Here is a 19,803-nt window from a genome sequence, read left to right on the forward strand (position 1 = left end):
GTGTTTCCTTTTCGTCGTTCGCTGGGGGTGGGAGAGAAGTACGGGGTGCCGCGGGGCTTCAGGACGAGGCGGACGGGGTGGCGCCGCGGGGATGTCGGCGCGCCTGCCGCACCAGGGCCGCGATCCGCGGCGTGAGCACGGAGACGATGAGGAGGAGGCCGGTGACGATCGACTGGATCTCGGTCGCGACGTCACGGAGCATGAGCAGGTTGCGGAGCAGGCCGATGAGCAGCACGCCGGCGATCACGCCGCCGAGCGTGCCCTTGCCGCCGTCGAAGTCGACGCCGCCGAGCAGCACCGACGCGATGACGGCGAGCTCCAGGCCGAGGCCGTTGTCGGCACGGGCGCTGCCGTACCGGAGCGTGTAGACCGCGCCGGCGAAGGCCGACACGAGCCCGGAGACCACGAACAGCAGGAGCTTGATGCGCTTGACCCGGATCCCGGCGAAGAACGCCGCCTCCTCCTGGGCGCCGATCGCGAACAGCGAACGGCCCAGCCCGGTGGCGTGCAGGACGATCGCGGTCACGATGGCGAGCAGGATGAACAGCGCGAAGGGGTACGGGATCGGGGTGCCGGGCACCGTCTTGGTGGCCAGGTCGGCGTAGTTCTGCGGGAACTCCGCGACCGCCTTGGTGCCCAGCACGACGTAGGCGAGCCCTCGGTAGAGGGTCATGGTGCCGATCGTGACGGCCAGCGAGGGCAGGCCGAGCCGGGTGACGAGCAGCCCGTTGATCAGCCCGGCGACGACGCCGACGACCAGGATGAACGGGATGATCATCTGGATCGCCCAGCCGGCGTCCCAGAGCGCGCCGAACAACGCGCTGCACAGGCCGAGGATCGACGCGACGGACAGATCCACTTCGGCGGCCACGACCAGCAGGGTCATCGGCAGCGCGATCAGCGCGATCTCGCTCAGGTCGTCCAGTGCGAAGGACAGGTTGTCGCTCGTGGCGAAGTCCGAGGTGCCGAACGCACCGCCGAGGAACACGACGATGAGCAGGGCGGTGACGATGACGTCCCAGCGGACGAACCGGGTCAGCGGGCGGGGAGCCTCGACGCGCGGTCGCACGGCGGAGGCCTTCGCGGGGGCTTCAGGCGCCATGGCGGGCATTCCTCTTTCGCAGGGCGCGGGTGACGCGCAGGGCGAGCAGGCGGTCCACGCTGATCGCGAGGAGCAGCAGGGCGCCGGCGATGGCGTCCTGCCAGAAGGAGTTCACCTTCAGCACCACCAGGACGCTGCCGATGGTGGTCAGCAGGAGCGCGCCGAGCGCGGCGCCGTACACACTGCCGAGGCCGCCGACGATCGCCACGCCGCCGACGACGACGGCGGAGACGACCTTCAGCTCCCAGCCGTGCGCGGCGTCGGCCACGACCGTGCCGAAGCGGGCCAGCCACAGCACCCCGGCCAGGCCGGCGAGGACGCCGCTGACGACGTAGGCGGTGAGGACGCGCTTGCGGATCGCGATGCCGGCGAGCCGGGCGGCGTCCGGGTTCGAGCCGATGGCGTAGAACTCCCGGCCCGACGGGTAGGCCCGCAGGTAGTAGCCGACCGCGACCATCACCACCACGGTGATGAGGGGCAGGTAGGGGACGCCGAGCACGCTGCCGTTGCCGAGGTCGAGCAGTGACGCGGGCACGTCGGCGGCGTTGATCTGCTGGCCGTGCGCCCAGTAGTAGTCCAGGCCCTGGATGACGTACAGCGTGCCGAGCGTCACGACCAGCGCCGGGACCTTGAAGAAGCTGACGAGGACGCCGTTGACGAGGCCGCAGACCGCGCCGATCAGCATCCCGACGACGAGCACCAGCAGGACGTTGCGGTCGTGCCCGGCGACGAACTTGCCGGAGGCGAAGGCCACCAGCCCGACCACCGACCCGACCGACAGGTCGATGTTGCGGGTGACCACGACCATCGTCTGGCCGACGGCCAGCAGGGCCAGGATCGACGCGTTGAGGAAGATGTCCTTGACGCCCTGGGTGGACAGGAACGAGGAGTTCACCGCCGTCGTCACGGCCACGAGGACGATCAGCGCCGCGAGGATGCTCAGCTCCCGCGCGCGCAGGACGATATCGACGAGCCGGCGCCCACCGGCGTCGGCAGTGATCGCTGCCATCAGGCGGCCTCCTCCTGTCGGATCTGGCCGGTCGCGGCGGCCATGACGGTCTCCTCGGTCGCCTCGTCACGCGGGATCTCGGCGGTGAGCCGGCCCTCGTGCATGACCAGCACGCGGTCGGCCATGCCGAGCACCTCGGGCAGGTCCGAGGAGATCATCAGGACCGCGAGGCCCTGGCCCGCCAGCTCGGACAGCAGCCGGTGCACCTCGGACTTGGTGCCCACGTCGATGCCGCGCGTCGGCTCATCGATGATCAGCACCGACGGCTCGGTGGACAGCCACTTGGCGAGGACGACCTTCTGCTGGTTGCCGCCGGACAGCACGCCGACGACGTCGCTGAGGCGGGCGTACTTCAACTGCAGCCGGATGGCCCAGTCCGCCGCGCGGTCACGCTCGACCTTGCGGGAGATGACCGGGCCGCGGCGCAGGGAGCGCAGCTGGGTCAGGCCGATGTTGCGCTCGATCGAGCCCTCCATCACCAGACCCTGCTGACGCCGGTCCTCGGGAACCAGGGCGAGCCCGGCCGACATCGCGGTGGTCGGGCTGCCGCCCGACAGTTTGACCGTGCCGACCTCGACCGACCCGGCGTCGTAGCGGTCGATGCCGAAGATCGCGCGGGCCACCTCACTGCGTCCCGCGCCGACCAGGCCGGCCAGCGCGACGATCTCCCCGGAGCGCACCTCGAAGGACACGTCCGTGAAGACGCCCTCGCGGGTCAGCCGGGAGACCTTCAGCACCGGCGCGCCGATCGTTGTCTCCTGCTTCGGGTACAGCGTGTCGAGCTCGCGGCCGACCATCCGCTGGACGAGGTCGTCGGCGGTGAGGCCGTCGAGGAGCTCGGTGGAGATGTAGCGGCCGTCGCGCAGCGTCGTCACCCGCTGGCACAGGTCGAAGATCTCCTCCAGCCGGTGCGAGATGAACAGCAGCGCGCACCCCTGGTCCTGCAGGGTGCGGGCGACGGTGAACAGGCGCGCGACCTCGTTGCCGGACAGCGCCGCCGTCGGCTCGTCCATGATGAGGACGCGAGCGTCCCGCGAGATCGCCTTGGCGATCTCCACGATCTGCTGGTCCGCGATGGACAGGCCGCGCGCGGGCCGGTCGGGGTCGAGGGCCACGCCCAGCCGTTCGAACAGCTTCGCCGTCTCGGCCCGCAGGACGCGGCGGTCGATGCGGCCGAACTTCGAGCGCGGCTGGCGGCCCATGAAGATGTTCTCCGCGACCGACAGGTCGGGGAACAGGGTGGGCTCCTGGTAGATCACCGCGACGCCGGCCTGCTGGGCGTCGCCGGGACCGTGGAACTCGACGGGGCGGCCGTCCAGCAGCACCTGGCCCTCATCCGGGCGGTGCACGCCCGCCAGGGTCTTCACGAGGGTGGACTTGCCCGCCCCGTTCTCGCCGGCGAGCGCGTGGATCTCTCCGCCCCATAGCTCCAGGGAGACGTCCTGCAGAGCCCGCACCGCGCCGAACGCCTTGCAGACGTCCTTCAGGGCGAGGATCGGAGGCGACTCGCTCATGTTTCCTCCGTGTGAACGGAATAAAAACGTTTTAACGTGATTGACCGAGGACGCTAGGTCTGTGAGCCCGGACACGTCAAGAGTCGATTTTCGTCCGGACCTGGCCAGCAACGGCTCGCATGCAGTCTGACCTGCGCAGATATCGGCGAGATAACGACCAGATCACTGCCGGATCGCGCCAAAGATCATCACTGAACCTGTTGACACGTTTTAATACAGCCGTCACAGTGAACGCCATCACAGGCTGGAAAGAGGTACGCGTGAGCACCGAGCGAACCCGCCGAGCGAGCGGAGCGGCCGGCCGAGGCACGAGGCCGTCCGCGGAGCGAGTGAGAAGGGTGAGCGAGGCGTGAACATCGAGCGAACCCGCCGAGCGAGCGGAGCGGCCGGCCGAGGCACGAGGCCGTCCGCGGAGCGAGTGAGAAGGGCGAGCGAGGCGTGAGCACCGTGGGCATCAAGGACGTCGCGCAGCGCGCGGGCGTGTCGCCGGGCACGGTCTCGAACGTCCTGAACCGGCCGGAGCGCGTCGCGGCGACGACGCGGGCCCGGGTCCAGCAGGCGATCCGCGAGCTGGGCTTCGTCCGCAACGGCTCGGCCGCGACGCTGCGGGCCGGGCAGAGCCGGGCCATCGGCCTGGTGGTGCTCGACGTGGGCAACCCGTTCTTCGTCGAGGTCGCGCGCGGCGTCGAGGACGTCGTCAGCGACCGGGACCACGCGGTGATCCTCTGCAACTCCGGCGAGTCCCCCGGCCGCGAGGCGCGCAACTTGCGCGTCCTGGCCGAGCAGCGGGTCCGCGGCGTCCTGATCACGCCGGCCGACGAGGACCTGTCGCACCTGGAGGACCTGCGCGAACGCGGCATCGCCGTCGTCCTGGTCGACCACTCCGCGGCCGGGGACATGTGCTCGGTGTCGGTCGACGACGTCGCCGGCGGGGACCTCGCCGTGACCCATCTCCTCGACCGGGGCGCCGAGCACCTCGCGTACGTCACCGGTCCGCTCGGGATCCGGCAGTGCGCGGAGCGGCGCAAGGGCGCACGCCGGGCCCTGCGCACGGCGGGGCTGCCCGCCCGTGTGCTGGAGGACATCGTGGTCCCGGAGATGAACGCCGGCGGCGGCGCGCTCGCCGCCGAGAAGCTCCTGGCCGGCGGCCTTCCCGACGCCATCTTCTGTGCGAACGACCTGCTGGCGCTCGGCGTGCTGCGGGCGCTGGCCCAGGCGGGGGTCCGGGTCCCGGACGACGTCGCCCTCATCGGCTACGACGACATCGAGTTCTCCTCCGCGGCGGCGGTGCCGCTGAGCTCGATCCGCCAGCCGACCTACCAGCTCGGCAAGATCGCCACCGAGCTCCTCCTCGAAGAGTGCGACGACCCGAGCGGCCACGCCCACCAGCAGATCATGTTCCACCCCGAGCTGGTCATCCGCGAATCGAGCCGCTGACATGCGCATCGCCCTGTTCGTCACCTGTTTTAACGACACGCTCTACCCGGGCACCGGCAAGGCGGTCGTGACTCTTCTGGAGCGCCTCGGTCACGAGGTCGTCTTTCCGACCGCGCAGACCTGCTGCGGTCAGATGCACTACAACACCGGGTACGACCGGGAGTGCGGACCGCTCGTCAGGGATTTCGTTAAAACGTTCCAATCGTTCGACGCGGTCGTCGTCCCGTCGGCGTCCTGCGCGGGCATGATCAGGGAGAACCACCCGCGGGTGGCCCGCACGATCGGCGACGAGGCCCTGGCCAAGGAGGCCAGGTGGACCGGGTCGCGGGTCTACGAGCTGACCGAACTCCTCATCGACGTGCTCGGCGTGGAGGACGTCGGCGCGTACTTCCCGCACCGCGTCACCTACCACCCGACCTGCCACTCCCTGCGCGCCCTCGGCGTGGGCGACCGGCCGTTGCGGCTGCTGCGCGCGGTGCGCGGCATCGACCTCGTCGAGCTGCCCGACGCGGCGGAATGCTGCGGCTTCGGCGGCACGTTCGCGCTGAAGAACCCGGACGTCTCGGCCGCGATGGGCGCCGACAAGGTCGCCCGGGTCCGGCAGACCGGCGCCGAGGTCGTCTGCGCGGCCGACAACTCCTGCCTCGCCCACATCGGCGGCCTGCTGTCCCGGCTGCGCACGGGCGTACGGACTCTGCACCTGGCCGAGATCCTCGCGGCCACCGACTGAACGAGCGGATCGGCGAACACCCTATGTCCACTGACCAGCGGGCGGCCGGGGCCGCGCGCATGCCGACGTACGTCGGGATGCCCGCCTTCCCGGAGGCCGCGCGCGACGCCGTGCGCGACACGCGGCTGCGCCGGAACCTGACGCACGCCACCACCACGATCCGCGCCAAGCGGGCCGCCGCCGTGAGCGAGCTGGCCGACTGGACCGAGCTGCGCGAGACGGCGAAGCGGATCAAGGACCACACGATCGAGCACCTCGGCCACTACCTGCGCCTCCTGGAGGAGCAGGTGACGGCGCGGGGCGGCACCGTGCACTGGGCGCGGGACGCCGCCGAGGCCAACCGCGTCGTCGCCGACCTCATCAAGGCCACCGGTGAGACCGACGTCGTGAAGGTCAAGTCGATGGCCACCCAGGAGATCGGCCTGAACGAGGCGCTCGCCGCCGAGGGCATCCGCGCGCACGAGACGGACCTGGCCGAGCTCATCGTCCAGCTCGGCAACGACCGTCCCTCGCACATCCTGGTCCCGGCGATCCACCGCGGCCGCGCGGAGATCCGGGAGATCTTCCGCCGGGAGATGCCCGGAGCGCCCGACGACCTGACCGACGAGCCGGCCCGGCTGGCCGAGGCCGCCCGCGGGCACCTGCGCGAGCGCTTCCTGAAGGCGAAGGTCGCCGTGTCCGGGGTGAACTTCGCGGTCGCCGAGACCGGATCCCTCGTCGTGGTCGAGTCCGAGGGCAACGGCCGGATGTGCCTGACGCTCCCCGAGACTCTGATCTCGGTGATGGGCATCGAGAAGGTCGTGCCCTCCTGGCAGGACCTGGAGGTGTTCCTCCAGCTGCTGCCGCGCTCGTCGACCGCCGAGCGGATGAACCCCTACACCTCGGTCTGGTCGGGCGCCACCGAGGGCCAGACGTTCCACCTGGTCCTGGTCGACAACGGGCGCACGGCGACGCGCGAGGACGAGGTCGGCCGGCAGGCGCTGCGCTGCATCCGCTGCTCGGCCTGCCTCAACGTCTGTCCCGTCTACCAGCGCGCGGGCGGGCACGCGTACGGGTCGCCGTACCCGGGGCCGATCGGCGCGATCCTGTCCCCGCAGCTGCGCGGCTCCGGCTCGCCGGTCGACGACTCGCTGCCGTACGCCTCGACCCTCTGCGGCGCCTGCTACGAGGTCTGCCCGGTCGCGATCGACATTCCCGAGGTGCTCGTGCACCTGCGGTCCCGCGCCGTGCACGGCCGCGCCGAGAAGGCGGCCATGCGGTTCGCCGCCTGGACGCTGCGCTCCCCCGCCCGGCTCGCCTTCGGGCAGCGCCTGGCGGGCACGGCCGGCCGCGTGCTCGGCCGACGGGGCGGCATCCGCCGGCTGCCGGGTCCCCTCACGCGCTGGACCGACACCCGGGACGCGCCCGTCCCGGCGACCGAGACCTTCCGCGAGTGGTGGGAGAAGCGCTCTTGAACGCACGTGAGGAGATCCTGCGGCGGCTCGGAGACACGGAGGCGGACCCCGCCGCGTACGCCGCGATCCCCCGGCCGTACCTGCGCCGCCATCACGACGGCGACGTGGTCGAGCTGTTCGCGGAGCGGGCCGCCGACTACCGTGCGGAGGTCCGCCGGGTCGCGAGCGCGGACCTGCCCGGCGTCCTCGGCGAGCTGCGCGGCCGCTACGTCGCCCCGGACGGCCTGCCCGAGGCGTGGACGGCCGGGGTCGACGTCGTACGGGACGACCCGCCGGTGTCGATCGCCGACCTGGACGCCCTCGACGGCGTGATCACCGGCTGCGCGGTCGCCATCGCCGAGACCGGCACCGTCGTCCTCGACCACGGCCCGGGCCAGGGTCGCCGGGCGCTCACGCTCGTCCCGGACCACCACGTCGTCGTGGTCCAGTCCGCGCGGATCGCCGCCGACGTCCCCGAGGCCGTCGAGCGGCTCTCCCCCGACCGGCCGCTGACGTTCATCTCCGGGCCGTCGGCCACCAGCGACATCGAGCTGTCCCGTGTCGAGGGCGTGCACGGGCCGCGCCGGCTCACCATCGTGATCACGGACTGAGGAGCCATGACCGAACGAAGTGAGGGAATCGGCAAGCACGGCATCGTGGTCGTGAGACCGGCGAAGGAGGTCCCATGACCGAACGAAGTGAGGGCATCGGTGAACACAGCACCTTGGTCATGAGACCGACGAAGGAGGTCCCATGACCCCCCGTTCATTCGCCGCGGTCGACCTGGGCGCCTCCAGCGGGCGCGTGATGGTCGCCCGGGTGGGCGAGGACGAACTGACCCTCCGCGAGGCGCGCCGCTTCCCGAACCGCCCCGTACGGGCCGCCGGCACCCTCTACTGGGACGTGCTCGGCCTGTACGGGAACGTCCTGGACGGGCTGCGGGCCGCCGACGGGGTCACGTCGATCGGCGTGGACTCCTGGGCCGTCGACTACGGGCTGCTCGACTCCGCCGGAACCCTCCTGGGCAACCCCGTCCACTACCGGGACGCCCGCGCCGACGGGGTCATGGACAAGGTGGTCGCCGAGCTGGGCGCGCAGACGCTCTACGACGTCGGCGGACTGCAGTTCCTGCCGTTCAACACGGTGTACCAGCTGCTGTCGGAGCCGTTGCCGGACGCCGCCCGCACGCTGCTGATGATCCCGGACCTGCTGGCGTACTGGCTGACGGGCGAGGCGGGTGCGGAGATGACGAACGCCTCGACGACCGGGCTGTACGACGTGCGCGCGGGCGACTGGGCGTACCCCCTCATCGAACGCCTCGGGCTGCCGAGGGAGATCTTCCCGCCGCTGCGCCGGCCGGGCGACGTCATCGGGACGCTGCGGCCGGAGGTCGCGGCCGAGACCGGGCTGGCGGAGTCGCTCACGGTGACCGCGGTCGGCTCGCACGACACCGCCTCCGCCGTCCTGGCCGTCCCCGCCGAGCACGACCGCTTCGGCTACGTGTCCTGCGGCACCTGGTCGCTGGCCGGGGTCGAGCTCGACGCGCCGGTGCTGTCGGAGGAGAGCCGGGTCGCCGGGTTCACCAACGAGGTCGGGGCCGGCGGCACGATCCGCTACCTGCGCAACGTCATGGGGCTATGGCTGCTGCAGGAGTCGCTGCGGACCTGGCGGGCCGAGGCGTCGCTGCCCGACCTGCTGGCCGCGGCCGCGGACGCGCCGGCGTTCGCCGCGCTCGTCGACCCGGGCGATCAGGCGTTCATTCCGCCGGGCGACATGCCCGCGCGGATCGCGGAGTACTGCGCGCGAACCGGCCAGCGGGCGCCGGAGGGACGCGCGGCGATCGTCCGCTGCATCCTGGAGAGCCTCGCCCTCGGGCACCGCGCCGCGTTCCGTGACGCCGCCCGGCTCTCCGGCAAACAGGTGGAGGTCGTCCACATCGTCGGCGGCGGGGCGCGCAACGCGCTGCTGTGCCAGCTCACCGCGGACGCCTGCGGGCTGCCGGTCGTCGCCGGGCCCGTGGAGGCGACGGCGATCGGCAACGCGCTGGCGCAGGCCCGCGCGCACGGGCTCGCCACCGACCCGCGCGCGCTGGTGCGCCGGACACAGGACCTGACGGTCTACCGGCCGCGCGGCGACGAGGCCGCCTGGGACCGGGCCGCGCGGCGAATCGGCCTTTCCTGAGCACGGCGCCCGCGGGCCCGGAACGGCTCCGGCATTCTCCGGAACGGAGGGCGTGATCGCGTTTCCTGGATCGCTTCTACCAGATCATTACGATCAATGGGCGGCGGCATACTCGCAGGTCGCAGGGGTGAGGCGGTGGGTAGATCTTTCCCTGATCCTTTGGACTAAGGGCGGTATGTGCCTTTAAGGTCTGCCTCATGCGTTTTGCCGCCCCCGTTGCTCTTTCTGCGTTTTTGATCGTTGGTCTGGCCGCCCCCGCCTCCGCGATCACCAATGGATCTCCGGACGGGAACGACCACCCGTCGGTCGGCGCCCTGATCGCCGACAAGCCGTACCCCGACGGCACCTGGTCCTACTGCACCGGGACGCTCATCGCGCCGACGGTGTTCCTCACCGCCGCCCACTGCCGCCACGGCAAGAAGGGCACCGCGCGGGTGACCTTCGCGAGCCACTACGCGCAGGGGGACGCCGTCTACACCGGCCGGTACCTGCCGGACGAGCGCTATGACGCCGACGCCGACCGGTACGACATGGCCGTCGTGGTCTTCGACTCGCCGATCCCCGGCATCCAGCCCGCCCACCTGCCGCCCGCGGGCCTGCTGTCCCAGATGCGCGCCGACGGCTCGCTGAAGGACGCCAAGTTCACGCCGGTCGGGTACGGGTCACTGAACCCGTCCAAGGCGAAGCGCACGATGAAGTTCACCTACACCGACACCCGCAGCCGGACGTCGATCTCCTACCAGGGGCTGACCTACCGGTGGCTGAAGCTTCGCCCGGGTTCCGGCGACGGCGGCACCTGCTACGGCGACTCCGGCGGCCCGAACTTCCTCGGCAACACCGACCTCCTGGTGGCCACGACCATCAGCGGGGACGACGACGCCTGCAAGACGACGAACTACGACTACCGCCTGGACTCCTCCCCGGCCCGCGAGTTCCTCGCCAGGTTCGTCGCCCTCCCCTGAGCCGGCCGGAGCCGCGGCCGCCGTGGCGCCGTCGGGGACGAAGTCCGGTCATACTGCCCCCTATGACCTCTCCGTACCCGACGTGGGATGAATGGCTGGCCGACCTGTCCCCCGGCGAACGTACGCGCGCTCTCGAGCTGTGGGAGCGATTCGCCGGACTCGGCGCGGAGGACGCGGAGGACTGGGCGCGTTCGGAGCTCGCCGAGGACCTTCCGCAGCTCGCCCGGTTCCTGCTTCTGCGGCAGGTCTGGGAGCAGGCGATCAACGGCTTCGAGCGGCCCGGCGCGATCGACGCCATCCCGGCCGCCGCCCGCCTGCTGGGTTCAGGGGCGGACCGCGCGGACGTCATCGCGCTGGCACGGCGCGCGGCCCTGGACGCGGCCTTCGCCGTCCTCTACGCCCTCGACGTCCCGAACCCGGATGTGGACGACGACTCGCTCCCCGGCTGGTCCGTACACGAGACGGCCGGTGACGGGGATCGTCCCGGCCGGCACATGGACGGGCTCCACCAGGACCTGCTGAGCATGGACCCGTCCGGCAGGCAGGCAGAAGACCTGCTCTTCTGACCTCGGTCAGCGGGCGGTGAAGGTGCAGGGCAACCGCTTGTAGCCGTTGATGAAGCCGGACAGCAGGCGGTCCGGCTCGCCCGCGGCGCGGATGTCCGGCAGGCGGGTGAACAGCTCCCGGAGCATCACGGTGATCTCCCGCCGGGCCAGGTTCGCGCCGAGGCAGAAGTGCGGGCCCGGGCCGCCGAACCCGACGTGCGGATTCGGGTCGCGGGTGATGTCGAAGACGTCCGGGCGCTCGAAGACCGTCTCGTCGCGGTTGGCGGAGTTGTAGTAGAGCAGCACCTTGTCGCCGGCCCGGTAGGTGTGGCCGTTCATCTCGTGGTCGCGGGTGAGGTTGCGCCGCATGAAGATCACGGGCGTGGAGTAGCGCACGATCTCCTCGACCGCTCCGCCGATCCGGCCCTCGAAGTCCTCCAGCAGCAGCGCCCGCTGGTCGGGGAAGTCGGTGAACAGCTTGAGCGCGTGGCTCAGGGCGGTCCGCGTCGTCTCGTTGCCCGCGACGGCGAGCAGCAGGAAGAACGATCCGAGCTCGCGGACGGTCAGGCGCTCCCCGTCGACGTTCGCGCTGACCAGCGCCGACGTCAGGTCGCCGGTCGGGTTCTGGGCGCGTTGCCGACCGAGCCCGGCGGCGAGGCGGTGCAGGTCGCGGGCCGCCCAGATGATCTTGAAGAGGGCGCGGGCCGCGGCGGCGCGGCCGAGCCGCCCGGGAGTGATCCCGGTGTACTCCGGGTCGGTGTTGCCCAGGATGACGTTCGTGCGCTCGACGACCCGGGGGTACTCCCGCTCGGGGATGCCGAGCATGGCGCAGATGACCTCGGCCGGCAGGCGTACGGCGACCTTCGCGACGAAGTCGCCCGGACCGGTCTCGATCAGCTCGTCGACGATCCGCGCGGCGCGCCGCCGGACGTCCTCCTCGGTCCTGGCCAGCATCTTCGGCGTGAACGCGCGGGACACGACCCGGCGGATCTTGGCGTGCCGGGGGTCGTCCATGTTGATCAGTGAGCCGAAGAACCGCTCCATGTACGCGGGGAAGTCCGGGATGCTGGTCGCGCTCGGCTCGCTGCTGAAGATGTCCGGGTGCCGGCTGGCCTCGCTGACGTCCGCGTGCCGGACCAGCGCGTAGAAGCCCTTCCCGGGCCGGACGAACGGGACGGGCACCTCGGGGAAGAACGCCGGACGCTCTCGCGCGCGGAGCTCGGCGAAGGCCGCCTCGCGCTCCTCGACGGGCAACGCCCAGAACTCGAGCGAGGAGAGGCCGATCTCCGATGGGGCCGGGCCGGACCGGGTCGTCATGACGCCACCGCCTTCCGGATCGACCTCCATGCTCAGGTAAGTGAACGGTTACGGTCAAGAGGCCGGGTACGTCCGGCTGAGCCGGCGCGGCTGAGTCCAGGTGCGCCGGGACGGAGCCGGTACGGATGCGGTCAGGTGAGCCGGTACGCCAGGTGAGCCGGCGCGCGTATGTCGGGTGAGCCGATGCGGGTCACCGGCTCACCCGGATCCGGTCAGAGGTTCTCCGGCGCCGTCGGCAGTTTGACGGCGGTGAGCAGGATCGTCGAGTTCTCGATCGCCTCGACGCGGTGCCGGGCCTTCGGCACGAAGATCAGATCGCCGGTCCGGCCCTCCCAGACGTCGTCCCCCGCGACGAGCCGGACCCGGCCCTGCAGCACCTGGACGGTGCCCTCTTCCGGGCCCACGTGCTCGTCCATCGTCGTGTCGGCCTTGAGCGCGATGAGCGTCTGCCGGAGCACGTGCTCGTGCCCCCCGTACACCGTGGTGGCGCTGCGGCCGGCCGAGTCGCTCAGGGCCCGGTCCAACTGCTCGCGGGCGCGGGCTTCCAATGACAGTTTCTCCATGTCCTCCATCTACCGCAGCGGCGGCGAAAGATTCATCGGCTCGCCGTCCTCCCGCAGCCCGTCGAGGAAGAGGCCGACGTAGTACTCGCCCACCGCCCCGGCGTCCAGCGGCCCGTCAGGGTGCCACCACGTGCTGAGCTGGTGGACCGCGCCGAAGAAGAAGTTGACCGCCAGGTCCGCCGGGACGCCGGCCCGGAAGGTCCCCTCGTGCTGGCCCTCCTCCACCAGCGCGCGGAAGCACTCGTGGTAGCGGCGCCGCTCCGCCCGTACCGCCTTCTGCTTCTCGGCCGGCAGCAGGTGCATCGAGCGGAAGAAGACGGTGAGCTCGTCCAGGTGCGCGACGCTCGTCTCGATCACGTCGACGGCGGCGGCGCGCAGGCGCTCCTCCGCCGAGCCGGCGCCGCCCGCGAACCGCAGCAGCCGTTCGGTCTGCAGGGCCAGCAGCCGGTGGTAGATCTCGTACAGGAGGTCGTCCTTGGCCGCGAAGTAGTGGTACATCGCGCCCTTGGTGACACCGGCGGCCCGGACGATCTCCTGGACGGAGGTGCCCTCGTAGCCGTTCTCGGCGAACAGCCGGGTGGCGACCGCCAGCAACCGCTCCGGCAGCGGGCGCTCGCCCGCCGCGGCCATCAGCTGCTCCGGTAGGCGGCGAGCTCACGGCGGGCGATCGACCGCTTGTGCACCTCGTCGGGGCCGTCCGCCAGGTGCAGCGTCCGCACGCCCGCCCACAGCTCGGCGAGGGGGAAGTCCTGCGAGACGCCCGCGCCGCCGTGCGCCTGGATCGCCCGGTCGATCACCCAGTTCGCCATCTCCGGCACCAGCGCCTTGATCGCCGAGATCTCCACGCGGGCGCCCTTGTTGCCGACGGTGTCCATCAGCCACGCGGTCTTCAGGACCAGCAGCCGGGCCTGCTCGATCCGGATCCGCGCCTCGGCGATCCAGTCCTGGACCACGCCCTGGTCGGCGATCGGGCCGCCGAACGCGACCCGCGACACGGCGCGCTCGCACATCAGCCGCAGGGCACGCTCGGCCATGCCGATGGCGCGCATGCAGTGGTGGATCCGCCCGGGTCCGAGGCGTTCCTGCGCGATGCGGAAGCCCTCGCCCTCTCCGAGGAGGATGTTGCCCACCGGCACCCGTACGTCCTCGAAGGAGACCTCGGCGTGGCCGCCGTGCGTGCCGTCGTCGTACCCGAAGACGTGCAGGCCGCGCTCGACGGTGACGCCGGGCGTGTCCTTGGGCACCAGCACCATGCTCTGCCGGCGGTACGGCGGGGCGTCCGGGTCGGTCACGCCCATCACGATGAAGATCTGGCAGTCCGGGCTGAGCGCGCCGGACGTCCACCACTTGCGGCCGTTCAGGACGTACGAGTCGCCGTCGCGCTCGATGCGCAGCGCGATGTTGGTGGCGTCGGAGGAGGCCACGGCGGGCTCGGTCATGCAGAAGGCCGAGCGGATCGCGCCGTCCAGCAGCGGCTCCAGCCACCGCTCCTTCTGCTCGGGCGTGCCGAACAGGGCGAGGATCTCCATGTTGCCGGTGTCGGGCGCGGCGCAGTTGAGGGCGACCGGGGCGATCTTCGGCGAGCGGCCCATGATCTCGGCGAGCGGGGCGTACTGCACGTTGCTCAGGCCGGCGCCGTACGGCTCGTGCGGGAGGAAGAGGTTCCACAGCCCGCGCTTGCGCGCCTCGGCCTTCAGGTCCTCGATGATCGGCGGAGTGGCCCACGTGCCGGCGAGCTCGGCGGCCTGCGCGGCGTACACGGGCTCGGCGGGGTGGACGTGGGAGTCCATGAAGTCGAGCAGCCGGTCGCGGTACTCGATGGTGGTCTGGTCGAATGCGAAGTCCATCGTCGTCCCCTCGCGAACACGGCCCTGCGGCCGTCCGTGTGCCCCGCCCAGCATACCGACTGGTCGGTATGAGGACCGTAAGCAGAGGCGACCCGGCGAGTCAACGCCCCGCGACGCGAACCCGCCCGGTCGCGGGCGTGGGGCTGCCGGGTCACCCGATCATCGAGGGCGACCGGTCACCGGCGCCGAGGGCGCCGGGTCACTGGTGCAGGCCGTGCCCGGTCTCCTCGTCGCCGCGGTCGACGTCGAGCCCGACGACCGACGCGCACCGGCGGCAGACCCACTCGGCGACGACGGACTCGGCGTCCATGTCCCGGGTACGGTAGGGCTTGGAGATCTTCCGCCGGCGCATTCCGTGACCACACGTCGAATGCACCAAAAGGCCACAATTCGGACACGGCCAGACGTCATCCCCGGGACGCTCACAGCCCGGGCATACGGGCCCGTCATGATCGACGGTGATCGGCTCGAGTTCGGCGCGCCAGAGGCGTTCCAGATCAAGATAATCGTCGTTCGGCCAGGAATGATCCGCCAGCCAGGCGAGATATTCCTCGTCCTCGGGAGGCAGCACCGCGGTCATCGACTCGGGATGACCGTTCAGCTCGGGCTCGGGCTCCGGCTCGGGCGCTGCGGACCGGCGGCGCCCGCGCACCGCCAGCGTCAGGGACAGGAGGACGAGAAGGGGGCTCCAGAGAAAGATGTTCACATTCCCACATCCGCGGAGGCGCTCATGGCGACGATCATGAGACGGAGCGGCAGTACACGGGGAAGCACCGCTGTACCCACAGTGGCGTCCTTTCATGAGTCGCTGTCGGGGGGCGCAAGCGATCATGCATGCGGGGGCGTAAAACGGTAGAACAGTACCGAATCCAGCTCGGCCATGGAAATCGATCAAACAATTTCCCGCTTTACCAGCATGTTGGCCGAATTATGCACTGGAACGTTCCATGACCGCTACGGATCTTGTACCGATGGCCACTCCTGGACGCGCCCGCTCAGCCGGCGGGGATACGCCGCCCGGCGAGCCGCAGCGCGTGCTCGACGACGGACACGAGGACCAGCTTGGCCGACTCCCGGCGCCGCACGTCGCACAGGATGATCGGCACGTCGGGGTCGACGTCGAGGGCCGCGCGCACCCGGTGCACGTCGTACCGCGGAGCACCGTCGAAGCAGTTGACGGCCACGACGAACGGCGTGCCGCGCTGCTCGAAGTAGTCGATCGCCGCGAAGCTGTCGCCCAGCCGCCGGGTGTCGGCGACGATCACCGCGCCGGCCGCTCCCCGCGCGAGTTCGTCCCACATGAACCAGAACCGGTGCTGCCCCGGAGTCCCGAAGAGGTACAGCGCCACGTTGTTGCGGAAGGTGATGCGACCGAAGTCCATCGCCACCGTCGTGGTCTCCTTGGCCTCGACGCCGGACGTGTCGTCGACGCCGACCCCCGCGCCGGTGAGGGCCTCCTCGGTGCGCAGCGGCCGGATCTCGCTGACGGTGCCGACCAGCGTGGTCTTGCCCGCCCCGAACCCGCCCGCGATGAGGATCTTGATCGCCGTCGGCGAGTCCTGCACCGCGGCGCCGGAGTCAAAGTGTGTATAGCTCATTGAGCACAGTCCTGAGTATCCGTTCGTCGTGCGCGTACGAACGCGTCTCGGGAGGCCGCACGTTGATCAGGCCCCAGTATCGAAGATCTCCCAGCAGAACGCGGACGACGCCGAGCGGCAGCCCCACGTCGGCGGCGAGGTCGGCGACCGTCATCGGCCGCCGGCAGAGGCCGAGGAGCCGCAGGTGCTCCGGGTCCAGCCACCGCCGGTCCGCCCGCGCCGGCGGCCTGCCGACGACGATCGCCAGCAGGTCCAGCGTCTCCCCGTACGACCGGGTCCGGCCACGGCTCACCGCGTACGGCCGGACCACCGGGCCGGCCGCGTCGTCGAACCATCGGCGCTTGGACGCGGTCACGGAGGATCACGCTCCCCCCGGCGGTCCGTCCGGACTCGTGGCCGCCGAGCGGGCGGACGTGGCCAGATGGCGGCGGACCCGCTTGACGAGCCGCGCCATCTCGTAGGCGATCAGGCCGATGTTCGCGTCGCCCTCGCTCACGACCGCCAGGCAGGTGCCGTCACCCGCCGCGACGACGAACAGGAACGCCTTCTCCAGCTCGATCACCGTCTGGCGGATGCCTCCGCCCTTGACGCGCTCGCTGACGGTCCGGGCCAGGCTGTACAGGCCGGCCGCCAGCGCGGCGAACCGCTCGGCCTCCTCGGGGTCCATGCCCCGCGACGTCCCCATCGGCAGTCCGTCGCCGGTAAGGATCATCGCGTGCCGCACGCGGGCGACACGTCCGACGAGATCGTCGAGCAACCAGTTCAGCTCACCGGTCGTATCCAGCATCGGCCCCTCACCTTCGCGGCTACTCATCGAGGTCCGGGGCCTGGCGGCCGCGCTGCCATCCCCGTTGAAGCGATGCCATGAGCGACCGGGTCTCCTCCGGCGGACGGGTCGTCGTCGCGTCACCGGCCATCGGTTCCGGCCCGGCCGGCTCTCTGCGTAGCTGCGGGGCGAGGTTCGCCTGGCGCACGCGCCTCGGCAGTTCGGGGGCGTCGGGGTCGGTCCAACCCTCGTACGGCGTCTGGACGTCGTCACCGGCCCATCCGGAACCGGCCCAGTCCGGCGCGCGCCACGCGGTCCGGTCGTCCGGCCATTCGGTCTCGTCCGGCCACTGCGTCCGATCCGGCCACTGCGCCTGATCCGACCACTGGGCCTCCTCCGCCCACTCGCCCGCGCCCGCCGGGGCGGCGATCTCGAGCGGCGCGGCCGGGGGCGCCGGAGACGGGGCGGCGGGCGCCTCGACCTCGGCGACGGCACGCCAGGCCGGGTCGAAGGCGGGCTGCTCCGACCACGCGTCGTCGTACTCGAACCCCTGGTCCCCCGCGACCAGGTCCGGCGGGACGAGCACGACCGCCCGTACACCGCCGTACGGCGACGAGCCCAGCGTGACCCGTATCCCGTGCCGGTCGGCGAGCCTGGCGACGATGAACAGGCCGAGCCGGTCGCTGTCCAGCAGGTCGAACTCCGGGGGGTTCGCCAGCCGCTCGTTGGCCTCGGCGAGCTCGTCGTCGTCCAGGCCGATGCCGCGGTCCTCGACCTCGATCGCGTAGCCGTGGGCCACGAGCTCACCGCGGACCTGCACCTGCGTGGTGGGCGGGGAGAACGCCGTGGCGTTCTCGATCAGCTCGGCGAGCAGGTGCGTCGTGTCCGCGACGATGGCGCCGTCGAGCGCCGCCGGAGTGGCGGCCTCGACCACGACGCGGGTGTAGTCCTCCACTTCGGCGATCGCCGCCCGCAGGATGTCCTTGATGCCGACCGGGTTGTGCCAGCCGCGGGCGGGCGACGCGCCCGACAGGATCGCCACGCCCTCGGCGTGCCGGCGCATGCGCGTGGTGAGGTGGTCGAGCGCGAACAGGTCGTCGAGGACGTCAGGGTCGCGGGCCTTCTTCTCCATCGCCTCGAGCATGGCGAGCTGGCGGTGGAGCAGCGACTGGTTGCGCCAGGCGAGGTTGACGAAGACCTTGTTGATGCCCTTCCGCAGCTCGTTCTCGCCGACCGCGGCCTCGACGGCGGTGCGCTGCAGCGCGCCGAGGGCGTCCGCGACGCGGGCGACCTCCTTGCTGCCACCGCCCCCGACCGGCGGGCTCTCGGTGTCGACGTCGACCTCCTCCCCCGCACGCAGCCGCTTGATCAGCTGCGGCAGGCGGACCTGGGCGAGGTCGAGGGCGGCCTGCTGGAGCGCGGCCATCTCCCGCGCGAGCGTACGGCCGAACAGGATGGAGACGATGATCGACAGGGCCAGCGCGACGAGCCCGACGCCCGCCGTGAGGGCGAGGAAGAAGATCGACCTCTGCTTGATCGGTTTCGTCTCGTCGGTCAGCGCCCGGCCGGCGTCGATGGTCGCCTGCGACCACGCGCTCATCAGCGGCTCGATCGTCGCCTGCCAGGAGACGGTCTGCGCCGGCAGCCGGGCGCCGGGACGCACCCCGATGATCGCGTCCTCCATCGTGCGGAAGGCGGTGAAGTCCGGCGACCCGGCGACCTTCTCCCACGGAGCGCGCAGGGAGATCTTCGCCCTCGAGCGCGCCGAGTCGAACAGGTAGCGCTCGTTGTAGGCGCTCTGCGCGAACATGGCGTAGGCCGGAGCGGTGAGGCGATGGCCCTTGGTCGCCAGCGTCGAGGTCACCAGGGCGTCCTCGCGCATCACGAGCTCGCGCGCCATGGCGGACTCGACCAGCGCCGTGCCCTGCTGGTAGATCTCCGCGTCGTCGATGACGATCATCGTGCCGAACACGCGGATCACCGACTCGATCAGGGTGCCGTAGTCCCCGATCACGCGGAGGGCGTCCACGGACCCGCCGTCGACCTGCCCGCGCAGGGCGGCAAGGCCGTCGAGCTGCTGCCACAGGTCGTCGAGCCGCTGGCGCGTCGTCGGGTTGACGGAGCGCTGGGCGTCACCCGACAGCGCGGACCTGCGGAACTCCGCCTGCGCGGCGTCCACAGCGGCCCGGCCGTCGGTGACCTCCTGCCGGTCCCGCCGGCCCTTGGAGCCCAGCAGGACGGCCGACACGAGGCGCTCCCGCTGCAGCGCGGCCTCGAGCTTCGCACCCGGGATGGTGACCTTCTTGTAGGCGGTCGACGCCTCGTACTTGCCGATCGCGTCGCGGGAGGCGAGGAACGCGGCGAACCCCCAGACCCCGGCCAGGCAGATGATCGGGACGAGGCTCAGCACCAGCAGCCTGGTCCGCAGCGACCACCTGCCGGAACGCTTGGGAGAACGCATTGATGGCCTCGCCGTCTCCATGAACATTTTCGAAACATCAAGATCCCGGGGGCTCAAATGGCACCACATGTGCCGCGCGGGTGGCAATAGTCCCCCTGGGCCATACGCGTTTCCCGCGGAACATCGGCGCCGCGAAGAAGGCGGCGTGATTGAAAACGCCGGTCCGGTCCGGGCATCGGCCGGATCACCGGACATGACGGCGCTCCGTGAGGAAGACTTCACGCAGCGGCAGATCGGCCGGGTGCTCCCGATCGGCACCGTTTCCGGCACCGCCACCGGCCCGCGACGCGCGGGCGCGAACGGATCAGCCCGCGCGGCACGCGGGCGTGAGCAGGTCA

At 71.2% G+C, this 19,803-nt stretch carries 19 protein-coding genes; 7 read left to right on the forward strand and 12 right to left on the reverse strand.

Annotation, left to right across the window (positions count from 1 at the left end):
• Nucleotides 1-58: 58 nt before the first annotated feature.
• Genes NE234_RS28335 through NE234_RS28345 form a run of 3 tightly spaced genes read right to left on the reverse strand, consistent with a single transcriptional unit; the run spans nucleotide 59 to nucleotide 3,625 of the window.
• Entirely contained in the window at nucleotides 59-1,102 is a 1,044-nt protein-coding gene (locus NE234_RS28335) for an ABC transporter permease (protein ID WP_252783725.1), read from the reverse strand.
• Nucleotides 1,092-2,111 carry an ABC transporter permease gene (locus tag NE234_RS28340; RefSeq protein WP_252783726.1) on the reverse strand — a complete coding sequence of 340 codons (1,020 nt, stop codon included), beginning with the start codon at nucleotides 2,109-2,111 and terminating at the stop codon, nucleotides 1,092-1,094. The genes NE234_RS28335 and NE234_RS28340 overlap by 11 nt, the downstream gene beginning before the upstream one ends.
• Complete coding sequence (locus tag NE234_RS28345) at nucleotides 2,111-3,625, reverse strand: sugar ABC transporter ATP-binding protein (RefSeq protein ID WP_252783727.1); 1,515 nt, start codon at nucleotides 3,623-3,625, stop codon at nucleotides 2,111-2,113. Before NE234_RS28345 ends, NE234_RS28340 begins: the two co-directional genes overlap by 1 nt.
• A 438-nt stretch (nucleotides 3,626-4,063) precedes the next feature.
• On the opposite strand from NE234_RS28345, the gene NE234_RS28350 reads away from it, so the two are divergent.
• From NE234_RS28350 to NE234_RS28380, 7 genes are all read left to right on the forward strand, one after another.
• Complete coding sequence (locus NE234_RS28350; protein WP_252783728.1) at nucleotides 4,064-5,062, forward strand: LacI family DNA-binding transcriptional regulator; 999 nt, start codon at nucleotides 4,064-4,066, stop codon at nucleotides 5,060-5,062.
• Nucleotide 5,063: 1 nt separating this feature from the next.
• Nucleotides 5,064-5,792, forward strand: a complete 729-nt coding sequence (locus NE234_RS28355) for a (Fe-S)-binding protein (protein WP_252783729.1) — start codon at nucleotides 5,064-5,066, stop codon at nucleotides 5,790-5,792.
• 23 nt (nucleotides 5,793-5,815) lie between these two features.
• A complete protein-coding gene (locus NE234_RS28360; protein WP_252783730.1) occupies nucleotides 5,816-7,246 on the forward strand; it encodes a lactate utilization protein B in 1,431 nt (476 codons plus the stop codon).
• On the forward strand, nucleotides 7,243-7,836 hold the full coding sequence (locus tag NE234_RS28365) for a LutC/YkgG family protein (protein WP_252783731.1): 594 nt from the start codon (nucleotides 7,243-7,245) through the stop codon (nucleotides 7,834-7,836). Before NE234_RS28360 ends, NE234_RS28365 begins: the two co-directional genes overlap by 4 nt.
• Before the next feature lie 142 nt (nucleotides 7,837-7,978).
• Entirely contained in the window at nucleotides 7,979-9,406 is a 1,428-nt protein-coding gene (locus tag NE234_RS28370; protein WP_252783732.1) for a rhamnulokinase, read from the forward strand.
• A gap of 233 nt (nucleotides 9,407-9,639) precedes the next feature.
• Entirely contained in the window at nucleotides 9,640-10,368 is a 729-nt protein-coding gene (locus NE234_RS28375; protein WP_252783733.1) for a trypsin-like serine protease, read from the forward strand.
• A 62-nt stretch (nucleotides 10,369-10,430) separates the two neighbouring features.
• Nucleotides 10,431-10,934 (forward strand): hypothetical protein, encoded by a 504-nt coding sequence (locus tag NE234_RS28380; protein ID WP_252783734.1) that lies wholly within the window; start codon nucleotides 10,431-10,433, stop codon nucleotides 10,932-10,934.
• Between the two features lie 6 nt (nucleotides 10,935-10,940).
• On the opposite strand, the gene NE234_RS28385 is transcribed toward NE234_RS28380, so the two are convergent.
• The 9 genes from NE234_RS28385 to NE234_RS28425 all read right to left on the reverse strand — a co-directional run bounded on the left by NE234_RS28385 (nucleotide 10,941) and on the right by NE234_RS28425 (nucleotide 19,465).
• Complete coding sequence (locus NE234_RS28385; RefSeq protein ID WP_252783735.1) at nucleotides 10,941-12,230, reverse strand: cytochrome P450; 1,290 nt, start codon at nucleotides 12,228-12,230, stop codon at nucleotides 10,941-10,943.
• Between the two features lie 212 nt (nucleotides 12,231-12,442).
• Nucleotides 12,443-12,793: a cupin domain-containing protein gene (locus tag NE234_RS28390; protein ID WP_252783736.1), complete on the reverse strand. Its 351-nt coding sequence runs from the start codon at nucleotides 12,791-12,793 to the stop codon at nucleotides 12,443-12,445.
• A gap of 9 nt (nucleotides 12,794-12,802) precedes the next feature.
• Nucleotides 12,803-13,423, reverse strand: coding sequence for a TetR/AcrR family transcriptional regulator (locus NE234_RS28395; RefSeq protein ID WP_252783737.1), 621 nt, complete (start codon nucleotides 13,421-13,423; stop codon nucleotides 12,803-12,805).
• Nucleotides 13,423-14,640, reverse strand: coding sequence for an acyl-CoA dehydrogenase family protein (locus tag NE234_RS28400; RefSeq protein ID WP_252783738.1), 1,218 nt, complete (start codon nucleotides 14,638-14,640; stop codon nucleotides 13,423-13,425). The genes NE234_RS28395 and NE234_RS28400 overlap by 1 nt, the downstream gene beginning before the upstream one ends.
• Nucleotides 14,641-14,839: 199 nt before the next feature.
• Nucleotides 14,840-15,346 (reverse strand): hypothetical protein, encoded by a 507-nt coding sequence (locus tag NE234_RS28405; RefSeq protein WP_252783739.1) that lies wholly within the window; start codon nucleotides 15,344-15,346, stop codon nucleotides 14,840-14,842.
• A 289-nt stretch (nucleotides 15,347-15,635) separates the two neighbouring features.
• Entirely contained in the window at nucleotides 15,636-16,238 is a 603-nt protein-coding gene (locus NE234_RS28410) for a GTP-binding protein (RefSeq protein WP_252783740.1), read from the reverse strand.
• Nucleotides 16,219-16,593: a DUF742 domain-containing protein gene (locus tag NE234_RS28415; protein WP_252783741.1), complete on the reverse strand. Its 375-nt coding sequence runs from the start codon at nucleotides 16,591-16,593 to the stop codon at nucleotides 16,219-16,221. Before NE234_RS28415 ends, NE234_RS28410 begins: the two co-directional genes overlap by 20 nt.
• A gap of 6 nt (nucleotides 16,594-16,599) precedes the next feature.
• The gene (locus NE234_RS28420) at nucleotides 16,600-17,025 is read right to left on the reverse strand and encodes a roadblock/LC7 domain-containing protein (RefSeq protein ID WP_252783742.1); all 426 of its coding nucleotides are present in this window, start codon (nucleotides 17,023-17,025) and stop codon (nucleotides 16,600-16,602) included.
• A gap of 19 nt (nucleotides 17,026-17,044) precedes the next feature.
• A complete protein-coding gene (locus NE234_RS28425; protein ID WP_252783743.1) occupies nucleotides 17,045-19,465 on the reverse strand; it encodes a sensor histidine kinase in 2,421 nt (806 codons plus the stop codon).
• Between the last annotated feature and the right edge of the window lie 338 nt (nucleotides 19,466-19,803).

This window comes from Actinoallomurus rhizosphaericola (assembly GCF_024055675.1).
Taxonomy (GTDB): Bacteria; Actinomycetota; Actinomycetes; order Streptosporangiales; family Streptosporangiaceae; genus Actinoallomurus; species Actinoallomurus soli.

Coding starts and splice junctions, on each gene's coding strand:
- NE234_RS28335 (WP_252783725.1), bottom strand. CDS start 1,102: ATGGCGCCTGAAGCCCCCGCGAAGGCCTCCGCCGTGCGACCGCGCGTC.
- NE234_RS28340 (WP_252783726.1), bottom strand. CDS start 2,111: ATGGCAGCGATCACTGCCGACGCCGGTGGGCGCCGGCTCGTCGATATC.
- NE234_RS28345 (WP_252783727.1), bottom strand. CDS start 3,625: ATGAGCGAGTCGCCTCCGATCCTCGCCCTGAAGGACGTCTGCAAGGCG.
- NE234_RS28355 (WP_252783729.1), top strand. CDS start 5,064: ATGCGCATCGCCCTGTTCGTCACCTGTTTTAACGACACGCTCTACCCG.
- NE234_RS28360 (WP_252783730.1), top strand. CDS start 5,816: ATGTCCACTGACCAGCGGGCGGCCGGGGCCGCGCGCATGCCGACGTAC.
- NE234_RS28370 (WP_252783732.1), top strand. CDS start 7,979: ATGACCCCCCGTTCATTCGCCGCGGTCGACCTGGGCGCCTCCAGCGGG.
- NE234_RS28380 (WP_252783734.1), top strand. CDS start 10,431: ATGACCTCTCCGTACCCGACGTGGGATGAATGGCTGGCCGACCTGTCC.
- NE234_RS28385 (WP_252783735.1), bottom strand. CDS start 12,230: ATGACGACCCGGTCCGGCCCGGCCCCATCGGAGATCGGCCTCTCCTCG.
- NE234_RS28390 (WP_252783736.1), bottom strand. CDS start 12,793: ATGGAGAAACTGTCATTGGAAGCCCGCGCCCGCGAGCAGTTGGACCGG.
- NE234_RS28395 (WP_252783737.1), bottom strand. CDS start 13,423: ATGGCCGCGGCGGGCGAGCGCCCGCTGCCGGAGCGGTTGCTGGCGGTC.
- NE234_RS28400 (WP_252783738.1), bottom strand. CDS start 14,640: ATGGACTTCGCATTCGACCAGACCACCATCGAGTACCGCGACCGGCTG.
- NE234_RS28410 (WP_252783740.1), bottom strand. CDS start 16,238: ATGAGCTATACACACTTTGACTCCGGCGCCGCGGTGCAGGACTCGCCG.
- NE234_RS28420 (WP_252783742.1), bottom strand. CDS start 17,025: ATGCTGGATACGACCGGTGAGCTGAACTGGTTGCTCGACGATCTCGTC.
- NE234_RS28425 (WP_252783743.1), bottom strand. CDS start 19,465: ATGCGTTCTCCCAAGCGTTCCGGCAGGTGGTCGCTGCGGACCAGGCTG.